At 62.9% G+C, this 14,447-nt stretch carries 17 protein-coding genes and 1 tRNA gene; 11 read left to right on the top strand and 7 right to left on the bottom strand.

The window, feature by feature from the left end; all coding sequences use genetic code 11:
- Positions 1–88: 88 nt before the first annotated feature.
- The 3 genes from OCK01_RS13675 to OCK01_RS13665 form a co-directional block, all read right to left on the bottom strand.
- Positions 89–1,066, bottom strand: a complete 978-nt coding sequence (locus tag OCK01_RS13675; RefSeq protein ID WP_263824397.1) for a hypothetical protein — start codon at positions 1,064–1,066, stop codon at positions 89–91.
- 69 nt (positions 1,067–1,135) lie between these two features.
- Complete coding sequence (locus tag OCK01_RS13670) at positions 1,136–1,339, bottom strand: hypothetical protein (RefSeq protein ID WP_263824396.1); 204 nt, start codon at positions 1,337–1,339, stop codon at positions 1,136–1,138.
- A gap of 293 nt (positions 1,340–1,632) precedes the next feature.
- On the bottom strand, positions 1,633–3,075 hold the full coding sequence (locus OCK01_RS13665) for a galactosyltransferase-related protein (RefSeq protein WP_263824395.1): 1,443 nt from the start codon (positions 3,073–3,075) through the stop codon (positions 1,633–1,635).
- A gap of 360 nt (positions 3,076–3,435) precedes the next feature.
- Here OCK01_RS13665 and OCK01_RS13660 point away from each other — a divergent pair, with 360 nt between their 5' ends.
- The 4 genes from OCK01_RS13660 (at position 3,436) to OCK01_RS13645 (ending at position 6,622) form a co-directional block, all read left to right on the top strand.
- Complete coding sequence (locus tag OCK01_RS13660) at positions 3,436–4,854, top strand: hypothetical protein (protein WP_263824394.1); 1,419 nt, start codon at positions 3,436–3,438, stop codon at positions 4,852–4,854.
- A 31-nt stretch (positions 4,855–4,885) separates the two neighbouring features.
- Positions 4,886–5,731, top strand: coding sequence for an ABC transporter permease (locus OCK01_RS13655; protein WP_263824393.1), 846 nt, complete (start codon positions 4,886–4,888; stop codon positions 5,729–5,731).
- Positions 5,728–6,393, top strand: coding sequence for an ATP-binding cassette domain-containing protein (locus tag OCK01_RS13650; protein WP_263824392.1), 666 nt, complete (start codon positions 5,728–5,730; stop codon positions 6,391–6,393). The genes OCK01_RS13655 and OCK01_RS13650 overlap by 4 nt, the downstream gene beginning before the upstream one ends.
- 152 nt (positions 6,394–6,545) lie before the next feature.
- Positions 6,546–6,622 (top strand) — tRNA-Pro (locus OCK01_RS13645).
- An 89-nt stretch (positions 6,623–6,711) separates the two neighbouring features.
- Here OCK01_RS13645 and OCK01_RS13640 read toward each other — a convergent pair.
- Both OCK01_RS13640 and OCK01_RS13635 read right to left on the bottom strand, forming a co-directional pair.
- Positions 6,712–7,011 carry a hypothetical protein gene (locus OCK01_RS13640; RefSeq protein WP_263824391.1) on the bottom strand — a complete coding sequence of 100 codons (300 nt, stop codon included), beginning with the start codon at positions 7,009–7,011 and terminating at the stop codon, positions 6,712–6,714.
- A 361-nt stretch (positions 7,012–7,372) separates the two neighbouring features.
- Complete coding sequence (locus OCK01_RS13635; protein ID WP_263824390.1) at positions 7,373–8,059, bottom strand: TetR/AcrR family transcriptional regulator; 687 nt, start codon at positions 8,057–8,059, stop codon at positions 7,373–7,375.
- Between the two features lie 303 nt (positions 8,060–8,362).
- Between OCK01_RS13635 and OCK01_RS13630 the strand changes: the two genes are divergently transcribed.
- From OCK01_RS13630 to OCK01_RS13605, 6 genes are all read left to right on the top strand, one after another.
- A complete protein-coding gene (locus tag OCK01_RS13630; RefSeq protein WP_263824389.1) occupies positions 8,363–9,055 on the top strand; it encodes a response regulator in 693 nt (230 codons plus the stop codon).
- Positions 9,055–10,425 (top strand): sensor histidine kinase, encoded by a 1,371-nt coding sequence (locus OCK01_RS13625; RefSeq protein WP_263824388.1) that lies wholly within the window; start codon positions 9,055–9,057, stop codon positions 10,423–10,425. Before OCK01_RS13630 ends, OCK01_RS13625 begins: the two co-directional genes overlap by 1 nt.
- A gap of 82 nt (positions 10,426–10,507) precedes the next feature.
- Positions 10,508–10,918 (top strand): DUF1236 domain-containing protein, encoded by a 411-nt coding sequence (locus tag OCK01_RS13620; protein WP_182826975.1) that lies wholly within the window; start codon positions 10,508–10,510, stop codon positions 10,916–10,918.
- A gap of 140 nt (positions 10,919–11,058) precedes the next feature.
- Positions 11,059–11,334 (top strand): metal-sensing transcriptional repressor, encoded by a 276-nt coding sequence (locus OCK01_RS13615; protein ID WP_263824387.1) that lies wholly within the window; start codon positions 11,059–11,061, stop codon positions 11,332–11,334.
- A 9-nt stretch (positions 11,335–11,343) separates the two neighbouring features.
- Positions 11,344–12,573 carry a nickel/cobalt efflux transporter gene (locus OCK01_RS13610; RefSeq protein WP_263824386.1) on the top strand — a complete coding sequence of 410 codons (1,230 nt, stop codon included), beginning with the start codon at positions 11,344–11,346 and terminating at the stop codon, positions 12,571–12,573.
- Positions 12,574–12,582: 9 nt separating this feature from the next.
- Positions 12,583–12,996: a hypothetical protein gene (locus OCK01_RS13605; RefSeq protein WP_263824385.1), complete on the top strand. Its 414-nt coding sequence runs from the start codon at positions 12,583–12,585 to the stop codon at positions 12,994–12,996.
- Here the strand turns inward: OCK01_RS13605 and OCK01_RS13600 are convergent.
- Entirely contained in the window at positions 12,993–13,556 is a 564-nt protein-coding gene (locus OCK01_RS13600; protein ID WP_263824384.1) for an NADAR family protein, read from the bottom strand. The two genes, OCK01_RS13605 and OCK01_RS13600, sit on opposite strands and share 4 nt — an antisense overlap.
- 57 nt (positions 13,557–13,613) lie before the next feature.
- Positions 13,614–13,898 (bottom strand): helix-turn-helix domain-containing protein, encoded by a 285-nt coding sequence (locus OCK01_RS13595; RefSeq protein ID WP_263824383.1) that lies wholly within the window; start codon positions 13,896–13,898, stop codon positions 13,614–13,616.
- A 114-nt stretch (positions 13,899–14,012) separates the two neighbouring features.
- Between OCK01_RS13595 and OCK01_RS13590 the strand changes: the two genes are divergently transcribed.
- Positions 14,013–14,447 carry a hypothetical protein gene (locus OCK01_RS13590; protein ID WP_263824382.1) on the top strand — a complete coding sequence of 145 codons (435 nt, stop codon included), beginning with the start codon at positions 14,013–14,015 and terminating at the stop codon, positions 14,445–14,447.

Here is a 14,447-nt window from a genome sequence, read left to right as displayed (position 1 = left end):
CCTGTCGTTGAAACGTCATGGAGGGACCATGCGCGCAGCGGAGCGAGCGGGCATTGATCAACATCAAGCGTCGTCCGCCGGCGGGCGATCAGTCGTAGAGTTCGACGCCCGAGGCCCTGATGCGAGCGAGATCGGACTGATATTTGTCCTCGTAGGCGGCAACGAGGCCCGGATCGGTGATTTCGAGACGCGGATTGGGCTCGTCGAACGGGAAGCCGCGCATCATGCGGGCCACATTCTTGAGCTCGTTGGCCGACAGATGCGGCTTGAGCTCGTTGAGCACCTTCAGCCCCTTGAGGGTGAGTGAGGGCAGAACGTCGCGGCGCAACTCCTCGTCGGGCACGACGAAGGCGACGCTCGGCGCCAGCAGACCGAAAACCCGCGCCGGATTGGCCGACAACCAGTCATAGGTCCAGACGGTCAGCTTGTCGGCGCCGCAGGCCGCGGCCATGTCGGCGACGACCTCGGCCCAGCCGCGACAGTCGGGTTTGAATTTCGCCAGATACCGGTCGAAAGCCGGAGCCTTGCCGCGCGAGGCGAGTTGCAGCCAGGACGAGGTCAGATAGTCGGGATAGCGGCGGATCGAAAGAAAGTAATGCGCCTCCCGCCCCTTCAGGAGGGAATCGAGCATGCGAATGCGCCGATGCGCCGCCGGATACAGCCGGCCCGTCCAGTAATTGGCGGAAATCAGGCCGAGCAGGTTTTCGTCGGAGAGAATGAAGGTGTCGCCGCGGCCGTGACTGCGGATCAGCGCCTCCAGCCGACGCGCCAGGAGCGGGCGCGCCATTGCGCCGCTGATCGCATCCGTCCAGGCCAGCGCATCGAACAATTTGGTGAAGTTCTGCCGGACGGCGGAAATACCCGCATAGCGGATGCTCCCTTCGGCCAGCAGGCTTCCGTGGTCGTGCAACTGCGCCTGAATGAAGGTGGTCGCAGTCTTGTGGACGCCGAGATGGACATTGACGCGCATCGGTGAAAGCCCGGCCTGTTCGACGGAGCCGAACGGCGCCGCGGCCTTGCCGACCAGGCGGCCTGCCATTGCCGGGCTTACTTCGTCATGCGCCATGGAAGATCGTCATTTCAAGATTGAAAAGCAGTCGTCGCCGCCGAGGCGCGACGCCCGTCGATCATGTCGTCAGCCGGCCTCGCCCGGAGCGGCCGGTTTTCCGGTCTTCTTGGCGGCGCGCGCGGCGTCGTTGATCTTGACTTTTTCCTTCAACGCCGACCGTTGCCCCTTCAATGTGGCGATACGGTCCCGCAGCGCCAATATCTCCTGGTTGATCGCCTTGATCTGCATTTTCGGGCCAAGCTTCTTCACTGGCGCTTCAGTCGTATTCATCGTCTTACCTCTTAAAGTGGCTACAGCCCACCGAGTGTTCACCATCCCCGCCCCAGCGGAAGGGGAGCGGCGCATCGCCCTACAATCAGCGCGAACATTAGTGCGGCTACGGTGAAGACACAAGGCCCCGTCGCTCGCCGCGGCGTGCAATCCGAAACAACCATGTCGGCTTCGAGTCCGGCGCGAAGCCTCCACAGATAAAGGGATTAGACCCCGTTCGCGCCGGCAAGCGCCGGTGGGCGCCGGTTTGAAAGCGGCCGCGGCAGAACGGCGTTCTCGCGCCGCCCGCCACGTCAAAGGCCCGTCAATCGCCGCTTCAGGCGCACCCACCAACCCGATTTCTTTTTCGGCTTGATCCGCGCCCGGCGGGCGCGGGCCGCGGCCTCCGGGCCGCCGAACGATGCGAAAAGCGGATCGTCGAGAGAAAGCGGAGGCGGGATATCCCCGCTCTCGATCCGGCCGAGCGATCCCCCGTCGAAACGGACCCAGGAGCGGAATAGGACGGCGCCGCGATCGGAACGGATGTCCAAGGCGCGGCCGCCCATCGCCTCGGCGCAGGACGACATCTGAGGCGGGTGGCGAATCACGGTGTAGTCGCCAGCTTCAGCGCCGGGAGAGAAATGATAAATCGCCAACCCCTGACCTTCCGGCGCGACGACCCGGCCGGCCACATCGGGCGCGACGAGGATCGCATCGGCGCGCATATCGCGCGCGTCGGCGAGCAGTCTCGCCGGCCCCGGCGCCCGCCGGCGCCGGACGATGCGGTAGCGCGACGCATGTGGAAGGATCTGCCGCATCAGCATGACATCGGCGGCGCTGCGGCAATAGACGAGCCATGCGCCCTGCCCGCGAGCGTCCGACAGCGGCGAGGGCATCGCCCCGGCCTTGTCGAAGGCGCGCATGAGCCGACGCAACAGGCGGAAATTGGGTCCCGGGCGGAAATAGCCTTTTTCCCGACGGCGCGGATGCCAGAGGTGGACCAGATGAACGCCGCGTTCGAACGCTTCGAGTCCGTAAAGCGCGAAAAAGGCCCGGAAGCCGCAATAATTCCGGACGCCGTTGTCCTTGAAATCGGTCAGATAGGCGTGCGGGCGAGGCCCTTTCGGCGCAAGCGCCGCCAGCCGATGCAAGATGTCGTAATCCTCCGCGCCGTGCCCGGAAAATTCCGGCGCGTGCCCCCCGAGGGAAAGATAGTGTTCGCGATTGATTACCATCGCCGAACTGCCGAAGGCTGTGGATTGCACGAAATCGCCCTGGGATTCCAGCCAATCCGGCGTGTTTTGCTTGATGAAAGGTAAACCGGCGGTCATGTCGGAGAACCAGCTGTCTACGCCGGCTTCGGTGAGAAACAGCACGGGGACGGTGAAGAAATCAAAGCGGTTGCGCGCCAGATCACGGCGCATGGCCTCGGCGTGAATGGCGCGATACATGTCCGGGGAGCCGTAGAAATCGACGTCGTTGAACATGATGACGGGATTGCGGGCCATGACCGCGCCGAAGTCGCGCACCTTGCCGATCGAGAACAGCCGCTCGGGACGGGGATGCCTGGCCACCTCGACGCCGCTCGCTTCGATGAGGCGCAAGGGCTTGGCCTGAGCCTCGCTGGTGCCGTAGTCGGCGATGAGGATGTCGAAGAGATCGCGGGGGATGGCCGCGACGAGTCGCCGGAGGCGCAATTCGCCCTCATAGGTCTCCGCCGTCAGCCGCAGGGGAATGATCAGGGTGATCTTAGTCATGCCGTGCTTGCTTTTCTCCCTCGGCGCTCCCTCGCCCGGCGCGCCGACGCGTCATAGAACGCCGGGCGTCAAACGCAAAGCCTCTTCCTGCGTTCACCAATGGTAAAGGAAAATTCATCATATTTCCCCACATCTATTCACACCGGAAGCGGCTGCGCCACGGCCGTCGGCTCAACCATATTGTTGGCGCAAAGGAAATATACTAACCTGCCCACGAGCGGCGGCCGCCCGGTCGGGAAACCGACGGCCTCTTCATTGACGCGAATGCGACGAGACCTTGCGTTCGACGCTGGGGATCGGTTTCTTGCTTGTTTGCGGTGGGGCCCTTTCCAACGCCGACCCATATATTTGGAATCAGAGATGACAGTTCCGAAGACCACGGATGACACGACCGAAACAATCCGGTTTCCGCTCACCAAGGACGAGCAGCGCGAGCAGCGGCTTCGCAGGCGCGCCGCGCGTCAGAAGCAAGCCGAGGACGCGCTCGGCGCAGCCGTGATCGCTTCGCCTCCGTCCGACACGGGCAGAGTGATTTCGGTTGTCGCCGACGAAGCGCTCGCGCCGAGGCCGTCTGTGCGCGAGCCCGCCGATGTCGACAACGAGAACGTCGACGCGTTCCAGACGCCGAAGAAGCGCCTGCTGCAGATTTCCTGGACCAACCTGTCCTTCCTGCTGTTCGTGGTGATACCGGGCGCTTTCACGGCTTTCTACTTCATGGTGCTGGCCAGTCCGCAATTTGTGGTGGAATCTCAGTTTTCCGTGCGCGGCTCGAACGCCTCGTCGATGTCGAGCTTCGGCCTCGGCAGCCTGTTCGGCACATCCGTGCAGTCCAATGATTCCTATATCGTGTCGAGCTATATCGAGTCGCAGCAGCTGGTGCGCGACGTACGCGATGAGCTCGGCATCGACCTTCGCCAATATTATTCGGGCCAGAACATCGATTTTCTCTACCGGATATCCCCCGATATGCCGCTCGAGAAATTCACCGAATACTGGCGCAACATGGTCGAGATCAGCTTCAATTCGACCACCGGCAACACCACGCTCTATATCTACGCGTTTTCGGCCGACGACTCCAAAGCCATTACGGACGCTGTGTTGAAGGTTTCCGAAAAGCTGGTGAATTCGCTTAGTGAAAGCTCGCGCCAGCAGATGACGCGCGTCGCCTCGATGCAGGTCGAACGCGCCGAGGCTCGACTGCAGAGCGTGCGCAGCGACATTCGGCGTCTTCGATCGGAAGAGAAGATCATCGACCCCAAGCAACTGTCGGCGCTGGATTTCAGCCTGACGCAAAAACTGGAATCCGAATTGCAGGCCGCCAGAACCCGGCTGAACACGGCGCTGCAGAGCGTGTCGAACGACGCCCCGCAAGTCGTAGTGCTCAAACGCACGATCAAGGGTCTGGAAAATCAGCTCGGCATCCTCAAGGAGAAGATGCTGCTGCCGGACGAATCGGAAAATCCGAACAAACCCACCAAAGCGGGTCGCGTCAACGAAGAAGGCAATATTCCAGGCGTGCTGACGAAATTCGAGGACTTGACCGTGCAGCTCGAATTCTCGACGCAGGCTTACACCACGGCTCTGGCTGCGTTCGAAACCTCGTTGACCGAGGCGCAGAAGCAGGACCGCTATTTCGCAGTGTTCGTCTCGCCGGTCCGCCCTGAAATCGCGCTGTATCCGATGCGGCTTCTGGATACGTTCATCTCCCTGCTGGTGCTGATGGCGGTCTGGCTGCTCGCGCAGTTCTTCTACCGTTCGTTCAAGGACCACGCGATCTGATCCGACAGGATCAATGCCGAAAGAGGGTAGCGTGACGACCATCGACGCCACACGGCGAAACGACAACTTCACAGTCATGCGAGGCGCGCAAAACAATCTGCGCGTCATTGTCGGCATGATTTTTCGCGAGGCGGCCAACCGCTTCGGCGCATCGCCGGTTTCTTATCTCTGGACGATCATCGAGCCTGCGATCCTGGTGGGAATTCTGCTTCTCGCGCGCATCTACTTCAAGAATGTCAGCCCCGCCTTCGGGGAAAGCTCGGTAATGTTTCTGCTGACGGGCGTCGTGGCGTTCCGGGCCGTCCGCGCCGTCATCAATGCGGGCGGCCGGGCGATCCAGGCTAACAGGGCGCTGTTCGAGTTTGGACTGGTCAAGCCGCTCGACACCGTCGTGGCGCGGACCATCGTCGAATTCGTGATCTGGATCGTGATCCTGACGGTGTTCTTTGCTGCCGTCGGTCGCATCCTGAACATCGAGGTGATTACCGACTTTCAGGGTTTCGTGCTGTCGATGCTGCTGATCCTGTATTTTTGCTTGTCCATGGCGATGTTCAACGCAACCGTCGGCGCTCTGGTGCCGGTCTGGCGCAGCATGTGGAAGATGATGTCGATGCCGCTGATGGTGACGTCAGGTGTGCTCTTCGTTCCGTCGCAGATGCCTCCAGACATCCTGAAGTTCATCATCTGGAACCCGTTTCTGCACTGCGTCGAGGGGCTGCGGTCCCACTCCTATCTGGACTATCTGACGGTTTATTCGCCCGACTATCTTCTGAGCTTCTCCACGGCGGTCTTGCTGTTTTCACTGGCGATGGAGCGCCTGTTCCGCAAGGAAATCATCGGCGCGAGAGGCGACGAAGACGAAGACGAGTTCATATGATCAGGCTTGAGAATGCGGGCAAGGCCTATCGCGACAGGCGCGGCCAGATCCAATGGGTGTTTCGCAATCTGCATGCGGTGTTCACCGACAGCGAACATCACGCCGTGCTGGCGCCGAGAGGTCAGGGCAAGACGACGCTTCTGAATACGATCTGCGGCAACGACACGTTGTCGGAGGGAAAGATCCACCGATCGGCGCGGATCTCGTATCCTGCGGATTTCCGCTCTGCCCTGTCGCAGAAACTGACGGGGCGCCAGAATATCCGCTTCCTGTCGGACGTCTATGGCGTGAGTTTCGCGCAGGCGCTCGATTTCTGCGCCGCCTTTTCGGAGCTGGGCCGTCAGATGGACCTGCCGATGAAGAGTTATTCCAACCAAACGCGCGGGCGGTTCATGGTCAGCGCACTGCTGTCGTTGGGTTTCAAGCATGTCCTGATCGACGACATGATCAATCTTGGCGACATGAAATTCCGCAAGAAATGCCTCCAATATCTGCAGGACAGCCGCGACCGGCTGGCCGTGCTGATTGCGACGAGCGACCCGGACTATGCGGCGCGATTGTGCACATCCGCCAGCGTATTGCATGAAGGAAAGCTGACGCATTTCGAGAATTTTGAGGACGCCCGCGCGGCGTTCAACGAGATCAACAAGATCTATGTCTGAAGGACAAAAACCGCCGGAAATCGGCCCCGTCTCTGCAAATTTTTCTCGGCTTTTCAGTTAGATAGCGCCAATCCACATTTCCTTGAAGTTTTTTTGACGAAATGACTTGCGGAAACAAAATGAGCGGTCTATACGACCCTCAACTTGAGTTACGGAGTGTAGCGCAGCCTGGTAGCGCACCTCGTTCGGGACGAGGGGGTCGCAAGTTCGAATCTTGCCACTCCGACCAAGTTGACCTTCCCGAAAATTACTTTTCTCCCGCATAGACCTCGCGAGCGCATAAAGCGCTCCTGTTCGAGATGCTCGGCGCGCGCAATCCTATCCGTTGTTTGGAACCCGTTCGCTGTCGGCGCGGCGAATGTCTGTGCGGGGAAGGCGTGACGGACGCGGCGTCTTGCGCAGAGGCCTTCGCCGGAATGCCGACGGCGCCAGCGAGGCGACGATCAGGATCGGCCAGGCGAAGCAGAGCATCAGCCCGCAGACGCGCCAGATATCCCAGGACGCCCGCGTCGCATAGCCTTCGAACAGCGTGCGTATGACGCAGCCCGTGGCGATCGCGCCATAGACGACCGCTGCGAAGATCAACAGGATCGTCTGAACCGGCTCATAGTCCGCCATCGAAAACACCCTTCCCCTTCCGCACCGCATCGCGGCGCGTCACGCAAAACCCGGCGCCGATCGCCCCATCGCATCGGACGCCGCCTGAAAGACCCAGATCCGAGCGTAGCTCCGCTTTTTTGCTAAAGCTTCCCCCAAATGGGTGAGGCGCGGGAACGAGGCGCATTTATCCGGCGATGGTCGCGGTCGTCCGGCGCGCCGAACATGGCGCCCGCCAACGAAAAATCCCGCGCACGAGGCGCGGGATCTTCGGGGGCCGGTTCGAGATCGGCCGGCAGGAGCCTGTCTGACGCAAACGGCGCGGGCAGAACGGCTCACATTGAAACGGTCGGACGCGACGAGGTCGGAGACCGCGGACGCCTCAGCGGACGCCGTTGACGAAATATTGGATGCACGTGCGGATAAAGGCGCGGCCAGAGGCGCCTTTGCGTTGATCGCCGTCGGCGGCGCCATAGGCCATGTCCATCAGCATGTAGGCGGCGGCCTGGGGATTTGTGGCGCTGAGCAGGCCGGCGGCGCTCCAGCGCTCGAACCAGGCCGTCAGGCGACGGCGGGCGCGATCCAGGCAATCCTCGCGCAGGACGTCGCCGATCTCGGGCGACGCCACGGCGTCCTGGCGCGCCTGACGCAGGAAATTCTGCCGCTTCTGATCGGTCTCCTCGTCGACATCGACGCGGAAGATCGCCGACAGCGCGCGCTCCACGGTGTCGCCGGGTTCGACATCGTCGAAGTCGAAGAGCTGCGCGTTCATCAGGCCGACAATGGCGCGGAACAGATGCAGCTTGCTGGGGAAAAGCCGATAGAGCGTGCGCTTGGAGACGCGGCAGGCGGCCGAAATATCGTCCATGCGCATGGCGATGTAACCGCTGCGCAGATAGATGTCGGCGGCGCGCTCGACGATGATGTCGCGCTGCTCCTCGTCGCTGCGCACCTTGGGGCGACCGCGGCCGCGCTTGGCACGGGCGGTTTCGCCGACGGCGTCGAGGTCGTCGGTCATGATGCGATCGGCGGCGGCGGATAGGCTGTGATGGGTCGATTCCAAAGTCAAAGTCGGGCTCCTGTTTGTCTGGAAGCCAGGTCCGAACCGGATCCGCCTCGCTCCCACGGATCACGCGTCCGGCGGCTTCGCCCTTGCGTCATGCTCACCCTGTGGCCACTGCGCCTCGTCCGATGCGGCCCGCGGTCTGCGTCCTCGACGGCCGCCTGTCATGACCACGCGACGCGCATCCCGGACGAGGTGTCATCCTCGCTCCGGCAGCACCATAGCGATCGCTGCGTTAAGTGCTGTTAAGGCAGTGTAAAGTTAGGTAAAATTACTGGAAAAGCCGATTTGAGGGTGTATCCCGGACGCATGGCCAAGGTTCTTCTCATAGACGACGACGTCGAATTGACTTCGCTTCTCACCGAATACCTGGTCGAGGAGGGCTTCGACGCGCATGCGGTGCATGACGGCCGGCAGGGCGTGGAAGAGAGCCTGTCCAACCAGTACGACATCATCGTGCTCGACATCATGATGCCGAAGATGAACGGCATCGAGGTGCTGCAGCGCATTCGCCGCTCGAGCGACGTGCCGGTGGTGATGCTGACTGCGCGCGGCGACAATGTCGACCGCATCACCGGCCTCAATCTCGGCGCCGACGATTATGTGCCCAAACCCTGCTCGCCCGACGAACTGGTGGCGCGGCTGCGCGCCATCCTGCGGCGCTCGCGCCGCCAGACGCCGGGCGACGGCGGCTCGCGCGTGGTGGAGGCCGGATCGCTGGTGCTGACCCCCGCCGCGCGCCATGCCGAATGGCGCGGCCAACCGCTGGAATTGACCGGTGCGGAATATTCCATTCTCGAAGTGCTGGCCCGCAACGCCGGCCAGCTGGTGTCCAAGCAGGACATGGCCAAACGGGTGTTCGGACAGCCGCTAGCGCCTTTCGACCGCCGAATCGACGTGCATGTCAGTTCGATTCGCCAGAAGCTCGGCATCGCCGAGAACGGCCAGTCGTGGATCCGCACCGTGCGCGGCCAGGGCTATCAACTGGTGACGGAGGGCTGATGGGGCGAACCTTCTGGCATTCGTTCCTGACCATCTGGCTGACCATGGCGGGCGCCATCGCCATCATCGCCGCCGCAAACGCCTATCTCCGCGTGCTGCCGCCGAAGGACAGTTTCATCGACAGCCGCGAATTCTACACGATGGAGGCGCTGAACGCTTATCTTCGTCGCGACCAGATCGACGAGGCGCGCGCCTATACCGCGATGCTGGCGCGCCTGACCCCGCCCATCCGGGCGCGGGTGACGCCGGGGCCGCTGGGCGGGCCACAGGACTGCAAGACCTGGGCCGATCATCCATTCTTCAACGGCGGCCAGAGCGACAAGCCCTTATCGACCGCCGACGAGATCGACGCGCCGCCGCATCCGCCCATACGGCCGGACAAGGACGGCGTCGTGCGGCTGGACGCGCGCGGCGAGCGCGCCTGCTATCACATCGAAATCCAGAAGGAACGGCTGTCCTATTTCGATCGCTATGCGCCGGCGGTGCTGCCGATCATCGCCGGCCTGATGGCGAGCGTCATTTCGTCCTTCCTGCTCGCGAGCTATCTCGTCGCGCCGATCATGAAGCTGCGCGGCGGGTTGAAGACGCTGGCGGGCGGCGATTTCCGGGTGCGGATCGGCCGGCAGCTAGGCCGTCGCCGCGACGAACTCGCGACGCTGGGCAAGGATTTCGACGTTACCGCCGCCAAGCTCGAAGAGATGGACGCCGCCCAGAAGCGGCTGTTTCACGACGTGTCGCATGAATTGCGCTCGCCGCTCTCCCGGCTGCAGGCGGCCGTCGGGCTGTTGCGCAAGAATCCGGCGCGGCTCGAGGCGCTGCTGCCGCGCATGGAGCGCGAGATCAAGCGCCAGGACGGACTCGTCGAGGAAATCCTGACGCTCGCCCGGCTCGGTCCCAACGCCGCCGCCTCGCTCGAACGCGAGACGATCGACGTCATCGATCTCGTCGCCGCGATCATCGACGACGCCGCCTTCGAGGCGCAGGCCAAGAGCGTGGGCATGGACTATGCCGGCGCGCAGAGTTTCGTGACCCGGGTGAACGGCGAACTGATCTACCGCGCCATCGAGAATGTCGCGCGCAACGCGGTGAAATATTCGCCGCCGGGCAGCCGGATCAGGATTTCGTCGTCGCTGGGGAGCGGCGGCGAGACGCTGGATCTCGCCATCCGCAACCCCGGCCCGGTGGTGCCGCAGGAGGATATCGAGAAGATCTTCCACCCGTTCACCCGGCTGCAGGAAAGCGAATCCGGCTATGGCCTCGGCCTGGCCATCACCCGCCGCGCGGTGGAGGCGCATGGGGGCTCGGTGGAGGCGCTCGCCAATCCCGAAGGCGGGCTGACCGTGACCATCGTCATTCCCCGATTGGACTGACATGAGGCCGATCCGTGCGGAACCCGATCCGCGCGAGCCGCGTTAGGGGGTCATCGCGACATCGATGAAAAAGGAGATTGTCATGAAACTCAAGCTGTTGACGGCCGGCTGCCTCGCCCTGGCCACCCTCGCCGCCGCTCCCGCTTACGCCGATGACGACAATGACGGCGCGCTGACAGGCGCAGCCGGCGGCGCCGCCACCGGCGCAATCGTGGGCGGTCCCGTGGGCGCCGTGGTCGGCGGCGCGGTCGGCCTCGCCGCCGGCGCCGTGCTCGATCCTCCCTCCGAGCGCGTCGTGACCTATGTCCAGGAGCAGCCGCTTCCGGAACAGCGCGTGGTGGTGCAGCAGCCGATCGTGGTCGGCGAGCCCCTGCCCGCCGAAGTCGCGCTGACGCCCATTCCCGGCGACGAGGCCTACGCTTATACCGTGGTCAACGAACAGCGCGTAATCGTCGACCCCCGCACCCACACCGTGGTGAGGGTCATCGAATAAACCGGGCTCCCCACCCGAACCTCCAGTCGAAAGCCCTTGCGACCCCCTGCCTCGCAAGGGCTTTTTCGTACAGGTTTTTGCGCAAGTCGTCATGGGAGAGCGCCTTGCCATATCCCCTCCCAGGGGATAGCATGTGAAGCATGACCGACCACCGCCATGAGAGCCATCCCGAAATCGTCAAGCGGCTGAAGCGCGCCGAAGGCCACCTGCGCGGCGTCATCGCCATGATCGAGGGCGGACGCCCCTGCCTCGATGTCGCCCAGCAGCTGCAGGCGGTGGAAAAGGCCGTGGCCAGCGCCAAGCGCACTTTGATCGAGGATCATCTCGACCATTGCCTCGACAGCGCCGTCGGCAGCCTCGGGCGCGAGGAGCGCCAGACCATCGCAGACTTCAAAGCCATCGCCCGTTATCTCTGAGGAGCGCTCATGCCCGGGTTCGACGCATTGTTGCAGCAAGGCTCGGCGCATGCCTGGCTCTTCATCCCCAGCGCCATCCTGCTGGGGGCGCTGCACGGGCTGGAGCCGGGCCATTCCAAGACGATGATGGCCGCCTTCATCGTGGCGGTCAGGGGCACGGTGCTGCAGGCGGCGCTGCTGGGGCTGGCGGCGACGCTGTCGCATACGGCCGTCGTCTGGGGCATCGCGCTCGTGGGCATGACGCTGTGGCAGGGCGTCGACGCCGAGGCGATCGAACCCTATTTCCAGCTCGCCTCCGGCCTGGTGATCATCGCCATTGCGCTGTGGATGATCTGGCGGGTGCGGCGGGAGCACGCGATGGCTCATCATGCGGCGGGGCATGGTCATGACGGCCGTCATGGGCGCGTCCATCAGCATCATGGACATCATGGGCATCATGGACATCGCCGCTCTCACGATCATGGCGCGGCGCGGTCCGATGCGCATCGGCATTCCTCGCCCCCCGATATCAGGCGCATCGACACCGGCCATGGCGTGGTGGCGCTGGAGCTTCATGAAGGCGATGGACCGGCGGTGTGGCGATTGAGGACGGAAAGCGGGCCGCGCTGGTCGGCCTATGACGTGAAGCTGACCACCGAGCGGCCGGACGGGACGCTCGGCGTCTTCGTGTTCGCCGAGCGCGGCGACTGGCTGCAATCGGTCGATGCGGTCGACGAGCCGCACGACTTCACGGCGCGGCTGACGCTCCGCCATGGCGGCCACAGCCATGCCTATGATCTCGCTTATCTGGACAGGCCGGGCGATGACGCACCGCATGCCGAAATGCACGGGCTGGCCGGCGGCGCCGACGGCTATCAGGACGCCCATGAACGGGCGCACGCCAACGACATCCGCAAGCGCTTCGCCAACGGCCGCGCCACCACCGGCCAGATTGTCCTGTTCGGCCTGACCGGCGGGCTGATCCCCTGCCCCGCCGCCATCACCATCCTTCTTCTCTGCCTGCAGCTCAAGGAATTCTCGCTTGGCTTCACGCTGGTGCTGTGCTTTTCGATCGGGCTGGCTCTGACGCTGGTTTCGGTCGGCGCGCTCGCCGCGCTCAGCCTGCGGCAGGCCGGCAAACGCTGGCGCGGCCTCAGCGCCATCGCGGCCCGCGCGCCTTATCTGTCGGGTCTGCTGATCCTGGCGGTCGGGATCTACACCTGCCTGCATGGCTGGCAGGGGATCGGGGGCGGGGCGTGAGGGGGATTGATGGACAAGGCGAGACTTGTGAGCCTCCCAACGCGCGCTTTCTCACTGATGATCGCGACGATGGCCTTGACCATCTCGTCCACCGCCAAGGCGGGAGGCGATGCGATGGATAAGGACGCGCGCCTCACAGCGCTTCCGACGGAGATGCAGGGAGACTGGATCGGAGTGGAGGATGACAGCTACACCGCCTCGATCCACGGCGCGCGCATCGAGGTGATGGGAAAAACTGTCATCTACGATAGCTGGCGGCTCATCCAGCAGGACGGCGCGACGACGGTGGATTTGCGCGTCGATGACCCCGCCGAAGAATATGATTTTCAACGACGCGATATCACCGGGCTAGTGATCAGTCCGGAGGGAGACTTCCTGGTTTACAACGTCAGATATTCGATGGCGCTCAGGCGGCGAGACTAAGCGGGAGATGCAGGCGACGCAAGGCGCTTGCGAACCTTCATCAGCGCGAAACCGAGCAGATTTTCACCGCGCCAGAGCAGCGGATTTTGCGCATCCGGATGATCGGCGGCCAGACCGATGCCCCAGATGCGATCGACCGGGCTCGCCTCCACGAGGATCTGCTCGCCGGTGGCGATGAGAAAGGCCGCGAGTTCGGTGTTCTGCGCGAATTTGTGAAAGTTCCCCTCTTCCACGACCCCGGCCTTGTCGCGATCCCAGACATCAGGATCAAACCCCCTCGCCTCCCGGCCGAGTTGCTTGACCTCCTGCGGGCTCGAAGCCGAAAGGATCTTCGTCGCCGTCTCCTGATCCCCGAACAGCCGCGACTTCTCCGCCATCATCCAGTGTTCTGCGGTCGGGTAGCGAAGACCCGCAACCTCGAAGGCGGCGGGCCACCACTGGCTGAGACAGGACGCGCCGATGCTGCCATCCTTGAGGGGGCGATGGCCCCAGAACATCAGAAATTCGAGCGGCGTTCCAGCTTGATAGGCGCGCTCAAGGGAAGTGCGGTCGGTGAACATGGGATGGTTAGAGTTGCTTTGGGTGAGGATGTCAACGAGGGGTATCGGGACGGCGATTCACCAAGCTGCGTCCCTCACCCGGATCTCGATGTCGAGCCGCGCGGCGGCGGCGATGTTGACGAGGGCGTCGAGCGAGAATTTCGCGAGCTTGCCGCGCAAGAGGTCATTGGCGCGCGGGCGGGTGAGGCCGAGGCGCTTGGCAGCCTCTTCCTGCGGGAGATCCCATTTCAGGACGGCCTTGCGGATTTCATAAAGCAGCGCCGAGCGCGCCTTGAGATTGGCGGCTTCCTCCGGGGTGTCGGAGAGGGCATCCCAGACGCTGTCATACGTCTCATTGGTCATTGTGCCGCTTTCCATGCTTTGCTCGTCACGGTTCGGTTTCGCGATTGCTTGTCACCATCACCGATGCGCGAGTTCCAATTTCACGCTATGAGCGCAACCAGTAATAGGATAGCCTTGAAGCAGAAGACAACAAATCGCGCCGTCGAGCGTATTCCAAAAATGGATCCCGTCCTCCAAGATAATTTCGATAAATGGCTCAGAGCCCATCGTCGTCCTCTCGATCAGCATTCCGACGCGGACATAAAACAGGCGATCGCGACCGAGGACTTCTCTGGCCTCATTCATCTCCCGCCAGACCTCAGGCGTTCGATTGCTGACAATCCCGATTTGCAGACCGATATCTGGTGGTATGTCGAGATCCGGCATGAACTCGATATCGAAGACTTCCCCTGCATCCACATCGCCTACGCCATCAGTTCAAAAGCGAAATCCGTCATTGGCAGGTCGCATGGCGTTTTCACGTTGAGTCTGGATCAGACGCGAACGAATGGGCTGGTTATCGGCTTCTGCCCGTGGTGCGCCACGCCATTGAATGTGAGCGCATCATAG

Source organism: Rhizobium sp. TRM95796 (genome assembly GCF_025779995.1).
Classification (GTDB): domain Bacteria; phylum Pseudomonadota; class Alphaproteobacteria; order Rhizobiales; family Rhizobiaceae; genus Rhizobium_E.
The sequence above is the reverse complement of the archived record's forward strand: the minus strand, read 5'-3'. Positions and strand labels throughout refer to the sequence as shown.

Coding starts and splice junctions, on each gene's coding strand:
- OCK01_RS13615 (WP_263824387.1), top strand. CDS start 11,059: ATGACCGACCACCGCCATGAGAGCCATCCCGAAATCGTCAAGCGGCTG.
- OCK01_RS13600 (WP_263824384.1), bottom strand. CDS start 13,556: ATGTTCACCGACCGCACTTCCCTTGAGCGCGCCTATCAAGCTGGAACG.
- OCK01_RS13670 (WP_263824396.1), bottom strand. CDS start 1,339: ATGAATACGACTGAAGCGCCAGTGAAGAAGCTTGGCCCGAAAATGCAG.
- OCK01_RS13605 (WP_263824385.1), top strand. CDS start 12,583: ATGGACAAGGCGAGACTTGTGAGCCTCCCAACGCGCGCTTTCTCACTG.
- OCK01_RS13640 (WP_263824391.1), bottom strand. CDS start 7,011: ATGGCGGACTATGAGCCGGTTCAGACGATCCTGTTGATCTTCGCAGCG.
- OCK01_RS13665 (WP_263824395.1), bottom strand. CDS start 3,075: ATGACTAAGATCACCCTGATCATTCCCCTGCGGCTGACGGCGGAGACC.
- OCK01_RS13660 (WP_263824394.1), top strand. CDS start 3,436: ATGACAGTTCCGAAGACCACGGATGACACGACCGAAACAATCCGGTTT.
- OCK01_RS13630 (WP_263824389.1), top strand. CDS start 8,363: ATGGCCAAGGTTCTTCTCATAGACGACGACGTCGAATTGACTTCGCTT.
- OCK01_RS13650 (WP_263824392.1), top strand. CDS start 5,728: ATGATCAGGCTTGAGAATGCGGGCAAGGCCTATCGCGACAGGCGCGGC.
- OCK01_RS13610 (WP_263824386.1), top strand. CDS start 11,344: ATGCCCGGGTTCGACGCATTGTTGCAGCAAGGCTCGGCGCATGCCTGG.
- OCK01_RS13625 (WP_263824388.1), top strand. CDS start 9,055: ATGGGGCGAACCTTCTGGCATTCGTTCCTGACCATCTGGCTGACCATG.
- OCK01_RS13595 (WP_263824383.1), bottom strand. CDS start 13,898: ATGACCAATGAGACGTATGACAGCGTCTGGGATGCCCTCTCCGACACC.
- OCK01_RS13675 (WP_263824397.1), bottom strand. CDS start 1,066: ATGGCGCATGACGAAGTAAGCCCGGCAATGGCAGGCCGCCTGGTCGGC.
- OCK01_RS13620 (WP_182826975.1), top strand. CDS start 10,508: ATGAAACTCAAGCTGTTGACGGCCGGCTGCCTCGCCCTGGCCACCCTC.